This is a genomic window from Lysinibacillus sp. FSL K6-0232, assembly GCF_038008325.1.
Classification (GTDB): domain Bacteria; phylum Bacillota; class Bacilli; order Bacillales_A; family Planococcaceae; genus Lysinibacillus.
This window is the reverse complement of sequence record NZ_JBBOYW010000001.1, coordinates 2730134-2743728: the sequence shown is the minus strand read 5'-3', so window position 1 is coordinate 2743728 and position 13595 is coordinate 2730134. Positions and strand designations below refer to the sequence as shown.

The following is a 13595-nucleotide window of genomic DNA, read 5'->3' as shown; positions in this document are numbered from 1 at the left end:
AGATGTTTTTTGTTTTCTATAGGAACCTGTATAGAAAATCGAGAAAAATACTTGATGAATAAAAGATTTGTCCGATAAATTACATAGGAGGTGGGCCAATATGGATATCGCAGCTTTATCAATTGCAATGAATCAAGCAACGCTTATGCAGAACGTTTCGTTGGCTGTTACAAAACAAACAATGGAAATGCAGCAGCAACAGACAGAACAGTTAGTTGAAATGCTAGATGCTCCACATCCAACAGCTGGACATACAATTGATATTCAAGTATAAGGTTACGGAGGTAGTTGAAAGTCAAAGGCTACCTCTAACTTTATAGAATGATAGATATGTATAATATTCGAACATATACTTTTCCATCGCTGAAAATTACCAATTATACGATATACTATTATTTGTTAATAATTTGATAAGGAGGTACGTTTTTTGAAAAAATATTCATACATAGTCATGATGATGTTGCTCTTAGTGCTAAGCTTTTCCTTTAGCCAACCAGCAAAGGCAGCTCAATTGGTGACTGGAACTTTTGTGGATGTAACCTATTCAGAATACACAAATCCAGATGGCACAATAGAGCAAAGGTTAAGTAAAGTAACATTGCAAAATGCAAGTGGGCGAACAGTGACGTTCAATATTAATAAAAATACTCGTCTATTTATTAATAATACGTCTACAACGATTGAAGGCTTTAAAATGGGCATGGAAATTGAGGCAGATGTATCATTAAGAACAGTTGTTGAGCTTCGAGGTACATCTAACGCTACAACTGAACCAAAGCTTCCATCTGTTGAGAACAATGTTAAAAAAATGAGTGGTGTGGTCACAAGCATTGATCCAAACGGTTTATTTATTATGGTAAAGCCTGATGTTGGCAAAGAAACAAGTTATTATTTAAACAAAGATACAAGCTATCAAAAAGGCGCTTCAGCAACAGATATTAGCGCGCTATATGTGGGAGATCGCGTAAAATTAAACTTTAAAAATAGAAATACATCTGTTGTGACAAAGATAGAAATTAGTGAAACAGGTACAGTTGTCGAAAATTTATATAAAGGTGAAATTCAAGCGGTTAACCCTAATGCCAATAGATTAACAGTGAAAAATCAGCATGCCTTTGAGAACTGGCAATTTGGCGCTCAGGCAACAGCAAATCTTTCGACAATGACCTTTGCATCAAAAGTACCGATATATGTTGGGAATACAAAAATTGACAAAGGTAAGCTAAAAAATTATGTTGGCAGTGAAGCTTATTATGCTACAGTGAAACAATTTGGAAAAGAAGTAATCGAAAAAATTGTCGTATTGAAAAATAATGAGCGCTCTTATTATGAGCCGATGCTATCTGTCGATACGGATTATCAACTATTAAAGCTAAAATCAGCAGGTACAATGTACTTCCATGATGGAACAATTTTAATTCGTAATGGACGTTTAATTGAGCCTACAGGGTTAATGGCATATGGTACAGCTTTTGTTATTGCAGATGGTGCTGCCCGTGATCATTATGCACAGGTTGTACAAGTAACAAGCGATAGCTTTATGTCACCAAATCTTGCTGGCCATGAATTATATTATGGACGCTTATCACAAGCTGATGGCTACTTAATTGAAATTGACGATGCAATGAAAATTGAATCAAATGTTTTCAAGCGAACAGAGGATACAGTTCTATCCATTAGCAATTCAACAAAAGCGAAGGTTGATGATGGCAATAAAACATACACAGTGATGCCAGATATTGAGCTTTATTTATCAGAAGGTGATTATGGTTACTTCTATGTGAAGGATGGTCATGTACAGGCACTTCATATTTTAGATAATGCGAAGCCTGTTGCACCATTAATGCTGACAGGTAAGCTGCAATTTGTAAAAGCTACTTATCCTGCTGTTATAAATGTGAAGAGTGTAAGTCAATGGCAAAATGGTCGCTGGTATGAAGCTGGTGAAATGATTGATATGAATATTGATCAAGCAACACTTATCAAAGCTGGTAAAGTGATTCAACCTTCTGATTTACAACCATCAGATCGTTTAGTTGTATTATCAGACCGCTTTGTCAAAGGTCATTTTATTTTAGTTGATTAAAAACAAGGAGAAAATCTGCGAGTCCAATATGAATAGTATAGAGAAAATAATATATTCGTAAGCTAAACATGCAATGATTTTGCATAGGTGAATGACTATATTATGATTACTTTCAAAGGACGAGCAGATTTTTTTGATGAAGCTTCATCATGCAACAATGCACAATGAAGGAAAGGAGAAGCGAATGCAAAAAAAATTATCCAAAATAATGCTAGTAGCGCTTGCAATTTTTGTGATTGGGGCTACTATTCCGTTTAATGCATCTGCTGCTTCATTGGAAACAACAGGTGCTGTAAAAAATGAGTATACATATGAGGAAGCTGTTTTTTTATCAGGACAACCTGTTATTTTTAAAGGAACAAGCAGAGATATTAAAATTACGCAGAAGGAATCAAAGGGAAAGTTAACAGAAACTTATAATATGAAGTTAACAGGCAGCAATGGGGAAACCTTAACACGAAATATTGCTTATGAGTCTGATGTTGTGGATTATGCAGTGCTTGGCCAAAAAACATCGAATGGTGAAGTGAACAAATATACAGAAAAGGTGACAATTGGCGGTGTTACGTATACATTAGTAGATTATCAATTTTCTCAAGGAACTGTAACAGATAATCGTGCAGCCTCTGATTATTACTCAGGAAATATTATTTCTCGAAAAACATATAGCTATGAAACAGGACGAGGAAGAGATGCTGTTCAAAACACAATAACAGTTGAAACAGATAGTCGCCATGCAGGGTATGAAAATTTTTGGGGTGCTACAGAAACACAAATTACAGAGTCTGTTTATGCCTATAGTGATGGTAGAACAAGTCATGTGAAAAATCGTTTATCTACAAGTAAATCTCGTATTTTAAATTATGAGGAAAATCTCGGCAGTTTAGGAAGTTTTGAAGGTGGATACGCGGTTGTTAGCGAAAAGGATGTTATTTCTGAATACACGTATGATTTAGCTTCAGGGCAAAAAGGTACACTTGATTTAGATACAGAATATATGCCAACAATTGAACGTCTTATTATTCCGAAATTCCGCGATTTAAACAATCATTATGCAAAGGAATCTATTGAAAAACTTTATTCTTTAGGTATTTACTCAGATTCAAGTAATTTCTTTTCACCAAATACACCAATGAAACGTATTGATTTTACGGCTGCAATTGGGAAAGCAGTTGATTTACGTGTATTTGAAGAAGAAAAGAAATCTAGAAAAACACCTGCTAAAAGTGTTTTTCTAGATTTAAAACGCTCTGTAAAAGATTATGGCTATATTGAATCGGCATTAAATAAAGGCATTATTAAAGGCGTATCTGCTGATTACTTTATGCCTGATGCAGCCATTACAAGAGCACAAGCAGCCACTATTTTTGTCCGTGCATTAGGGCTTGAAAATAGAGCGCCAGACCCAGGCTATTTAACGAGTTTTGTAGATGATAGTCAAATTCCGAACTATGCAAGAGATGGTGTTTATATTGCTAGTGAGCTTGGATTAATCATTGGTGATACGACAGGTCGCTTTAACCCAAATAAACAACTTTCAAGAGCAGATGCATCCATTATGCTGGAACGATTCTTAAAATATTTAGAAGACGATTTAAAACAAAACTATCGTGATGACATATTGTTCTTCAACTAAGGAAAGGGCTGAACTGAATGGTATATGTGAAAAAAACATTGCTCTCTTTATTGTGCTTTGTCCTGCTGTTAACGATTGCAACACCTACTGTTACACATGCAGCTACAACAATTAGAGATGTGCCAACAAGTAACACAAATTACACGGCAATTTCATGGGCAGTTGATAATGATGTGATGTCGTTAAATAGTGCCAATAATTTTTTACCAAATGAACAAGTGACAGATCGCGAGCTTGTTCTTATGTTTGCAAAGCTTGATCGTAACTATGCATTATCCTATGTTGATAGTGTTGCGTATAATTTTTATAGTGATTTTTATTTACCATTTAGTGGTACACATTTAAATGCTAATCGTACAAAAGCGGTCACACGTGGTCAATTTGCTCGTATTTATGCTGCTTTTAAAGGATTAGATTTAGATGAACCACAGGCTGTGCAATATTTATATGCCAATGATTTATCAACGAACCCTACAAAGACATTTGCTAGCTTTAATCCATCAACAAAGCTAACACGTAGTGAGGCGGCTGTCTTTTTATATCGAGCTGTTCAAAATAGCTCCTTTGCTTTACAAGGATTAAAGCGTAGTGCTGCTGGTCGTGACAATGCTAGCGTTACATTACCGCCAGGCTTTATGGGATCAGGCAGTGTTGATTTTGAAGAGCCAAAGAATAACAATAATGATTTTACAGGCCCAGAGTATGTTAATAATGCATTGCAAAGCATTGTTGTTGAAAAACCTGATCTAATTGCGAATGATGTGGATTCAACACTTGTTACAGTGTCTTTAAAGGCTTGTAATGGCGATCCAATCGCAGATGATAAATCGTATACATTCCGTGTTACATCATCCTATGGTGCAAAAATTGTTGATACCTCGGGTGAGGCTGTTCGTAATGTGCAATCGGATGGTTCAACGGTTTCAGCGATTGTTATTGCACCAGCCTTAACAAAATCTGTGCGTGATACGATTTCTTTTGAGCTTATCAATAATACAGACCCAGCGATGAAATGTCTTGTTGGTGAGAAGTTAAATGCACATGTTCGTTACACACCACAGCCAGAATTACGTATTGATTATCAAGTATATGATCCTGAAAATATAGATGATGATAATGGCAGTGTAACACCTCCATATGTACCATATGAAAAATTACCAGAGTTCTTTACAGAAAATTTAATTGATGTCTATGGTCCTGTTCCTTTAGATGATGATGCAGATGAAAAGCTCTTTAGCATTGGACAGCAAACTAATGTAACAGATGCTTTAGGAAATGTGCAAAATATTTATTTACAATATGGTGGCTCTGACCCACGATATCCAGCATTAGGGTATGAGCATGCGGTTTTACAATTTGAAAACTACGATATTTCTGTATACTTATTTGAAAAAATATTAAATGATCGGATAGATACATCCATTACAACACCTGCTAAAACAGAAATTATGTATATGATTTCAGATGATGGACGCCCGATTTATCGTATTCAAGGAATCGATGATGCGATTGCTTCACAAGTTGAAAATATTAATCCTGTTGGTTCGATTATTCAGCTAATGAGCTATATGCCAGAGGAAAGAGATTTAACGTTAGAGCATTATGATAGTGTGATGAAGATTTATACGATTCTCACAAATTTAAGTAATTATGATCGTACTGTGCTGTTAAAATATCAAGGTGGGCAATTACTTGGGCAAGTAGAAGCTTATCGAGAGCGTGTAGAGGCATTAAAGGAAAGCGCTGATGCTGCATCAAGACCATCTGGTAAAGACCGTTATACAAAAGTAATGGTGACATTAGTGCGTCCTGGTGGAGAGCCTGTGACGGATTATCAAGGGACAGTGAAAATTAAATTTGATGGTGTAGAGAAAACAGCATCATTTGTCACAAATACTTCAGATCCATTAAATAATACAGGGAATCCAGGTACGGCTGTCGCATACTTTGATTCTGTTATTTATGGAAAATCGAAGGTAGAGGCTGTGCTTGTTAATCCAATAGACCCTCGCTATACAACAATCTTAAAAGACTTAAAAGATAAAAAAGTAACAGAGGAAATATTTACAAACCCATACTTTAGCAAAAACTCTTGTTCCTTAACAACAGAAGTTGCTTATGTAGTGGATTATTCTTCCTCTATGAAAACAGTGGACCCAACAAATTATCGTGGAAAGAAAATGATTGAATTTATCGATCAGCTAAAGGCTAAGCATAATATTGTAGTCGAAACCAATACAGCAGCGACTGTACTTGGAGAGGGAACAACAGAGGCTGTGCTGACAAAAGATCTTTATCAAGCATCAAAAGAAAAAGGTGCAACAGATATTCTAGCAGGCATTGATATTGCGCTCTCGAAATTTTCTAATGACACAAGAACATCGAAAGCAATTGTTGTTGTTTCTGATGGTAAAACAAGTAAATCGAAAATGACAAAGGTTATTAATGAAGCGAAAAAGCAAAATGTGAAAATTTACACAGTGAGCATGGGGAAAAAATCGCAAGTTAATGATGCTACATTAATGCAATTAGCAACAGCAACAGATGGCGCTTATTTCCATGCACTTGATAATTTGCAATTGCATCAAGTGTTCCAAAAGCTAGTTGACGCAATTTTATGTAAAACACCAGCTTCAAGTTGTATTAACCCTGAGGATTTATTTGAGGAAGCTGGAGTATCATTGCGTAAAGGTTATATTACAATGAGTGCACGTGTTGACGGTAATTGCCAAAACGTTGATAAAATGAATGTACGCTTTAAATCGGTTAGTGGTGATATACAATTCGAATTGCAAAAGCGTAGTGATAGTGTTTATATGTTAACGAAAACAGTTCAAACAATGCAGGACTTTAAAGTGAATAATGAGATAGAGTTTGTAGCATATGATAAAGATGGCAATATTATTGCGTTAAAATCAGTTACCATTACAAATTAATTCTGAAAGGAGCCGTTTGACAAGTTATTTTGAAACGGCTCCTTTGGTTTTTAGCGAATCGTTATGATAGAAGCTTGAGCTATCCAAAAAGAGAATCTCTTTTTGGATAGCTCTTTTATTGCTGAAAAAAAGCGTGTGTCAGTAGCACAGCGAAGAAGAATTTTGGTTACACTAGTATGAAAGAAGTGTGTCAGCAACGGAAATGATTGGTAGTGATGCTTCGGAATTTTTCGAAAAAATTTTTCATTTGAAACAGGATGTATAATTTGCTACACTTAGTTTATAATAATTCTAATGTAGAAAAACGAAAGATAGTTCTTCATGACATGTTCACAAATTATAAGTGAACTATTGTCGAACTATGTTATAATGAGAATTGTCAATTAGAACGTGTGAGGTGTTATTCATGCATACCATCGTAGTAGGCTTGAATTATAAAACAGCGCCTGTTGAAATACGTGAGAAGTTATCATTCATTGAGAGTGAACTACCACAGGCAATGGAAGCGCTGCAAAAGCAGAAAAGTATTTTAGAAAATGTTATTGTTTCGACATGTAATCGTACCGAAATTTATGCTGTTGTGGATCAATTGCATACGGGGCGTCATTTTGTGAAACAATTTTTAGCAAATTGGTTTGACTTGCCTGTGGAGACATTTTCTTCGTATTTAACAATTCGTGAAGAAGATGAGGCAGTCGAACATTTATTTAAAGTAACAGCTGGAATCGATTCAATGGTTCTAGGGGAAACACAAATTTTAGGGCAAGTAAAAAAAAGCTTTTTAAATGGACAAGAGATTGGCACAACAGGAACGATATACAATCAACTATTTAAACAAGCTGTCACATTTGCAAAGCGTGCACATAATGAAACAGCTATTGGTGAGAATGCGGTATCTGTTTCTTATGCAGCAGTAGAATTAGCTAAGAAAATTTTTGGTTCTTTACAACGCAAGCATGTAGCAATTTTAGGTGCAGGGAAAATGGGGGAACTTGCGATTGAGAACCTTTATGGTAGCGGTGTAGGAAAAGTTACTGTTATCAATCGTACATTTGAAAAAGCGGAAAGCTTAGCGGCTAAATTCCATGGTGAAGCTAAATCCATGAAAGAATTGCAATGCTCATTGTTAGAAGCGGATATTTTAATCACATCTACAGGTGCAACAGATTATGTGATTGATTATGAGCTTATGCAATTTGTAGAGCGTCTGCGTAAGGGTAGACCTTTATTTATGGTAGATATTGCAGTGCCTCGTGATATTGATCCACGTGTAGGCGACCTAGCAAATGTTTTCTTATATGATATTGATGATTTACAAGGGATTGTTGAAGCGAATTTAGCAGAGCGTGAACGTGCTGCTGCAGATATTACAGCAATGATTAGTAAAGAAGTTGTACAATTTAAAGACTGGATTGCTACATTAGGTGTTGTACCAGTCATCTCGGCTTTACGTAAAAAGGCAAGTCGTATTCAAGAAGAAACGATGACGAGTATTGAAAATAAAATGCCAGATTTAACGGAACGTGAACGTAAAATTTTAAGTAAACATACTAAATCAATTATTAATCAATTGTTAAAAGAGCCAATTCTTCAAGCGAAGGAAATGGCAAATTCATCAAAAGCAAATGAACAGTTACGTTTATTCCAACAAATTTTTGGTATAGAAGCTGCTGTGGAAGCTGAAGTTCAAGAGATGACAAAGCAAGAGCTTGAGCGTAAAGAACGCTCACAAGCAACTCAAGCTTCTGCTGAACCAAAGTATTCTTTCTAGAGTGCGTAAATAGAGGCTGTTTTACGCATTTAGATTCTCTACTGATATTACATGAGGCGTTTTCGTATCTGTATGGTAAACTAAAGATACGAAAACGTTTTTTATTGTCTAAGCGTTGATATAGCTTTACAATTTCATAACAAAGAAGGGATGTCTATTGGCTGATTTGACCATGACGAGGCTTTATGAAGTGATGATTGTCTTGTATGCGATCAGTCTAGTTTTTTACTTTACTGATTACTTTTATAAACAAGTACGAGCAAGACGTATCGCTTTTTGGCTTGTTTCATTTGTATGGATGATTCAAAGTGCCATTATTATTTTAACGTTTGTGGAAACAAAGCGTTTTCCGATTTTATCGTTATCCGAGGGAATTCTTTTTTATTCCTGGCTGCTTGTGACATTATCAATTATCTTGCATTGTATTGCAAGAGTGGATTTACCAGTGTTTATTATTAATATACTAGGGTTTTTATTTGCTAGTATTTTTACTTTTATGCCTAAACGTCCTACAGGAGCTGTCGGAGATACGCTTATTTCGGAGTTGCTTTTTATTCATATATCATTTGCGATCCTATCGTATGCAGCATTTACATTAACATTTGTGTTTGCTATTTTGTATCTTATTTTGTATCGTTTGCTGAAGAAGAAAAAGTGGTCACACTTATGGACAAGGCTGCCATCCTTACAGCAAACAAGCAGCTGGATGAATGTTTCCTTTTTCATTGGGATTCCGATGTTATTTATAAGTTTAATATTAGGGTTTGAATGGGCACTATTAACATTAGAGAGTCTTTCGATTTTCGATGCGAAGGTTATAGGGTCTGTAATTATCTTAATGTTATATTGCATTATCTTGTATGTGAATCGCAAAAATAAGCTAACAGGTACATCATATGCATGGGTACATATTTACGCTTATTTATTAGTAGTTGCAAATTTCTTCCTTGGAAGTAGTTTATCGCGATTCCATCTATGGTATTAAAAGAAAGGTTGGAGACGGTTGAGAAAAATTATTGTAGGTTCTAGGAGAAGTAAGTTAGCACTAACGCAAACAAATTGGTTTATTAATGAATTAAAGGCAGCGGGTGCACCATTTGAATTTGAAGTGAAAGAAATTGTCACAAAAGGTGATCGAATTTTAGATGTGCAACTATCAAAAGTAGGTGGAAAAGGGCTATTTGTTAAAGAAATTGAACAAGCTCTTTACGATAAAGAAATTGACTTTGCTGTGCATTCAATGAAAGATATGCCTGCTGTATTACCAGAGGGATTAGTAATTGGCTGTATTCCTTCGCGCGAAGATGCGCGTGATGCATTTATTTCGAACGGGCATGTAAAATTTGCCGATCTTCCTGCTGGGGCTGTTGTAGGAACAAGCTCGTTACGTCGTAGTGCACAGCTATTAACGGTGCGTCCGGACCTTGAAATTAAGTGGATTCGAGGAAATGTGGATACACGTTTAGCAAAGCTGGAAGCAGAAGAATATGATGCCATTATTTTAGCAGCAGCAGGCTTAAAGCGACTTGGCTGGAGTGATGATGTCGTGACTGAATTTTTACCTGTAGAGCATTGTTTGCCAGCAGTAGCACAAGGCTCTCTAGGCATTGAGTGTCGTGCCGATGATGCGGAGCTATTAGCTGAATTAGCAAAGCTTACAGATGCAGCAACATGGCAAGAGGCACAGGCAGAACGTGCATTTTTAGCAGCGATGGATGGTGGCTGCCAAGTACCTATCGCTGGTTATGCAACTTCAAATGGAGCTGAGATTACATTGACGGGTCTTGTTGCCGCACCGGATGCCTCTGTGGTGTATAAGGAAACAGTTGTAGGAACAGACGCACAAAAGATCGGAGAGGAGCTTGCTGCTATTTTAACAGAGCAAGGTGCTTTCGACTTAATTCAGCGTGTAAAGGCAGAGCAAGATGCCGAGTAATTTACCGTTAAAGGGTAAAACAATACTTTTAACAGGTACAGCTAAGACAACGTCAATTATAGATGATATTACAGCGTTAGGTGGCCATGCAGTGATGGCACCATTAATTGAAACTTGTGAGCGCATAAATAGCGATGATGCAGAGTATATAAAGCTTGCACAGCAATTAGATTGGTTAATTTTCACAAGTCAAAATGCTGTAGATGCCTTTGCGAATAAGATACAACGTCATCAGTTAAACATACAAGCCATTCAAGGAAAAATTGCTGCGATTGGAACGAAAACAACAGCAGCATTAGAGCAGCTAGGATTTCAAGTGAGCTTTATGCCTTCTGTATTTAGTGCCGATATTTTCATTAAAGAATTTCCAAGTGTCGCAGGTAGTAAGCCAACTTGTCTGTTTATTCGTGGAGCAAAGGCAAAGCGTACATTGAAAGATGGTTTACCCTTTGCAATACAGGAATGGACTGTTTATGAAACAGTTGAACGACACGACCAGCAAGCTGTTATTATGAATTGCCTCCAGCATCACCAAGATGTAACGGTGATTTTTGCTAGTCCTTCAGCGGTAGATGTGTACGCAAAGGATGTAGCATCGCAAATTGGCTGGGGTGCAACACGTATTGCGGCAATCGGTCATATTACAGAGGCAGCTCTTCAACAATACGGTGCAACTGTGGATATTATGCCAAGCGTATATACAATGGAAGCAGTCATCGAAGAAATAATGAAAGTAGGGGACAAAACATGACAAAACTTCAATTTCAAAGACATCGTCGTTTACGTGCAAATGCTGCGATGCGAGCAATGGTAAAGGAAACATATTTACATAAAGAGGACTTGATTTATCCAATTTTTGTAATCGAAGGCAACGATATTAAAAATGAAGTACATTCAATGCCTGGCGTTTTTCAATTTTCATTGGATAAGCTAGAAGCAGAAATTGATGAGGTTGTAGCATTAGGAATTCCTGCGGTTATTTTATTTGGCTTACCGGCTGAAAAAGATGCAGTTGGAACTGGTGCGTTCCATGACCATGGCATTGTACAAGAAGCGACTCGACTCATTAAAGCACGTCACCCTGAGCTTTTAGTCATTGCAGATACATGCTTATGTGAATTTACAGATCATGGGCATTGTGGCTTAATTGAGGGCGACCAAATTTTAAATGACCCTTCATTGGATGTTTTAGCACGTACAGCCATATCTCAAGCAAAAGCTGGTGCAGATATTATTGCACCATCTAATATGATGGATGGCTTTGTGGCTGCAATCCGTGCAGGGTTAGATGAGGCTGGCTTTGAACATATTCCTATTATGTCGTATGCAGTGAAATATGCTTCTAGCTATTATGGCCCATTCCGCGATGCTGCAGATGGTGCGCCACAATTTGGCGATCGTAAATCCTATCAAATGGACCCATCGAATCGTTTAGAGGCATTCCGTGAAGCAGAGTCAGATATTGAAGAGGGCGCAGATTTCTTAATTGTTAAGCCTGCCCTTAGCTACTTAGATATTATTCGAGATATGAAAAATAACTATCCATTACCGCTTGTTGCGTACAATGTTTCAGGGGAATATGCAATGATTAAAGCGGCTGCTATAAATGGTTGGATTGAAGAGAAAAAAGTTGTGCTTGAAACATTATTAGGCATGAAACGTGCAGGCTCTGATTTAATCATTACGTATCATGCAAAAGATGTTGCACGCTGGTTGGAGGAGAAGTAAATGACACGTTCTTACGAAAAATCAAAACAAGCATATGCAGAAGCTGTACAATTAATGCCAGGTGGTGTGAGTAGCCCGGTGCGTGCATTCAAATCAGTCAATATGGACCCGATTTTTATGGAATCAGGTCATGGTGCTATCATTAAAGATATTGATGGCAATGAATATATTGATTATGTATTGTCTTGGGGACCGCTTATTTTAGGGCATACACATCCAGAGGTAGTGAAAGCCATTGCTGATACAGCTGCAAAGGGTTCTTCCTTTGGCGCACCAAGCTATACAGAAAATCGTTTGGCACAATTAGTGTTAGACCGCCTGCCGGGGATGGAAATGATTCGTTTTGTTTCCTCAGGAACAGAGGCGACAATGTCTGCGTTACGTGTCGCTCGTGGTGTAACAGGGCGTGATAAAATCTTAAAATTCGAAGGCTCTTATCACGGTCATGGTGATTCATTATTGATTAAAGCTGGCTCTGGTGTTGCAACATTAGGTTTACCTGATAGCCCTGGTGTACCAGCAGATATTGCTCGCAATACATTAACAGTTGCCTATAATGATTTAGAAGGGGCAAAAGTAGTGTTCGAAAAATTCGGTGCAGAGCTAGCGGCAGTCATTGTTGAGCCAGTTGCAGGAAATATGGGTGTTGTACCACCACAACCAGGCTTTTTAGAAGGCTTACGTGCCCTTACAACTGAGCATGGTGCATTGTTAATTTTTGATGAGGTTATGACTGGCTTCCGCGTAGACTATGGCTGTGCACAAGGCTACTTTAATGTAACACCTGATATGACGACTTTAGGTAAAGTAATTGGTGGCGGCCTTCCTGTAGGTGCATTTGCAGGGAAGAAAGAAATTATGGAGCAAGTAGCTCCAGCAGGTCCTATTTATCAAGCAGGCACATTATCAGGAAATCCATTAGCGATGACAGCAGGCTATGAAACATTATCACGTTTAGACCATAGCACATATGATTACTTTACAAAGCTAGGCGATCAGCTCGAAACTGGCTTCCGTGAAGCGGCAACGAAATATAATATCCCACATACGGTTAATCGTGCTGGCTCAATGATCGGCTTTTTCTTCACAAATGAGGATGTCGTAGACTTTGCCTCTGCGAAAACATCTGATTTACAGTTGTTTGCGGAATATTTCCGTTTAATGGCGGAAGAAGGTATCTTCCTACCACCATCACAATTTGAAGGCTTATTTATTTCCACAGCTCATACAGAGGAGCATATTGCCAAAACGGTAAAGGCTTTCCACAACGTATTTGCGCAATTAGCGAGATAATAAAGAACTATAGCTTTATGAACCACTACCTGTTAGTTGATAGGTAGTGGTTTTTGTATATTGTGAAAATTAAGCGGATAGTTTGAGCTTGTTGATAGTTAGGGAATAGGAGGGAGCTATCTTGAAAAAAGATATGATAAAGGTGATAACTATTTTTAGTGTCTAGGTACACTTTATAGTTTTATCCGTTCCTATTTTCTTCATTATTT

The 13595-nt window shown here is 37.3% G+C and carries 10 protein-coding genes; all 10 read left to right on the top strand.

The annotated features are described in order from the left end of the window. The first annotated feature begins 100 nt into the window (after positions 1-100). The 10 genes from MHB42_RS13380 (at position 101) to hemL (ending at position 13386) form a co-directional block, all read left to right on the top strand. A complete protein-coding gene (locus tag MHB42_RS13380) occupies positions 101-274 on the top strand; it encodes a YjfB family protein (protein WP_340806763.1) in 174 nt (57 codons plus the stop codon). 153 nt (positions 275-427) lie between these two features. Further along, complete coding sequence (locus MHB42_RS13375; RefSeq protein ID WP_340806761.1) at positions 428-2086, top strand: hypothetical protein; 1659 nt, start codon at positions 428-430, stop codon at positions 2084-2086. A 184-nt stretch (positions 2087-2270) separates the two neighbouring features. Further along, the gene (locus MHB42_RS13370; RefSeq protein ID WP_340806759.1) at positions 2271-3722 is read left to right on the top strand and encodes an S-layer homology domain-containing protein; all 1452 of its coding nucleotides are present in this window, start codon (positions 2271-2273) and stop codon (positions 3720-3722) included. 17 nt (positions 3723-3739) lie between these two features. Then, positions 3740-6658, top strand: coding sequence for a VWA domain-containing protein (locus MHB42_RS13365; RefSeq protein WP_340806758.1), 2919 nt, complete (start codon positions 3740-3742; stop codon positions 6656-6658). Between the two features lie 406 nt (positions 6659-7064). Continuing rightward, positions 7065-8429, top strand: a complete 1365-nt coding sequence (gene hemA, locus MHB42_RS13360; protein WP_340806756.1) for a glutamyl-tRNA reductase — start codon at positions 7065-7067, stop codon at positions 8427-8429. Between the two features lie 157 nt (positions 8430-8586). Continuing rightward, the gene (ccsA, locus tag MHB42_RS13355) at positions 8587-9414 is read left to right on the top strand and encodes a cytochrome c biogenesis protein CcsA (protein WP_340806755.1); all 828 of its coding nucleotides are present in this window, start codon (positions 8587-8589) and stop codon (positions 9412-9414) included. A gap of 18 nt (positions 9415-9432) precedes the next feature. Then, complete coding sequence (hemC, locus tag MHB42_RS13350; RefSeq protein WP_340806754.1) at positions 9433-10365, top strand: hydroxymethylbilane synthase; 933 nt, start codon at positions 9433-9435, stop codon at positions 10363-10365. Next, positions 10355-11116 carry a uroporphyrinogen-III synthase gene (locus tag MHB42_RS13345; protein WP_340806752.1) on the top strand — a complete coding sequence of 254 codons (762 nt, stop codon included), beginning with the start codon at positions 10355-10357 and terminating at the stop codon, positions 11114-11116. Before hemC ends, MHB42_RS13345 begins: the two co-directional genes overlap by 11 nt. Then, entirely contained in the window at positions 11113-12093 is a 981-nt protein-coding gene (gene hemB / locus MHB42_RS13340; protein ID WP_340806751.1) for a porphobilinogen synthase, read from the top strand. Before MHB42_RS13345 ends, hemB begins: the two co-directional genes overlap by 4 nt. Then, a complete protein-coding gene (gene hemL, locus MHB42_RS13335; protein WP_340806749.1) occupies positions 12094-13386 on the top strand; it encodes a glutamate-1-semialdehyde 2,1-aminomutase in 1293 nt (430 codons plus the stop codon). Positions 13387-13595: the final 209 nt, after the last annotated feature.

What these genes read in the sequence shown, in the direction of transcription:
- hemB (WP_340806751.1), top strand. Translation starts at nt 11,113, where the DNA reads ATGACAAAACTTCAATTTCAAAGACATCGTCGTTTACGTGCAAATGCT.
- hemA (WP_340806756.1), top strand. Translation starts at nt 7,065, where the DNA reads ATGCATACCATCGTAGTAGGCTTGAATTATAAAACAGCGCCTGTTGAA.
- MHB42_RS13345 (WP_340806752.1), top strand. Translation starts at nt 10,355, where the DNA reads ATGCCGAGTAATTTACCGTTAAAGGGTAAAACAATACTTTTAACAGGT.
- MHB42_RS13380 (WP_340806763.1), top strand. Translation starts at nt 101, where the DNA reads ATGGATATCGCAGCTTTATCAATTGCAATGAATCAAGCAACGCTTATG.
- hemL (WP_340806749.1), top strand. Translation starts at nt 12,094, where the DNA reads ATGACACGTTCTTACGAAAAATCAAAACAAGCATATGCAGAAGCTGTA.
- MHB42_RS13370 (WP_340806759.1), top strand. Translation starts at nt 2,271, where the DNA reads ATGCAAAAAAAATTATCCAAAATAATGCTAGTAGCGCTTGCAATTTTT.
- MHB42_RS13365 (WP_340806758.1), top strand. Translation starts at nt 3,740, where the DNA reads ATGGTATATGTGAAAAAAACATTGCTCTCTTTATTGTGCTTTGTCCTG.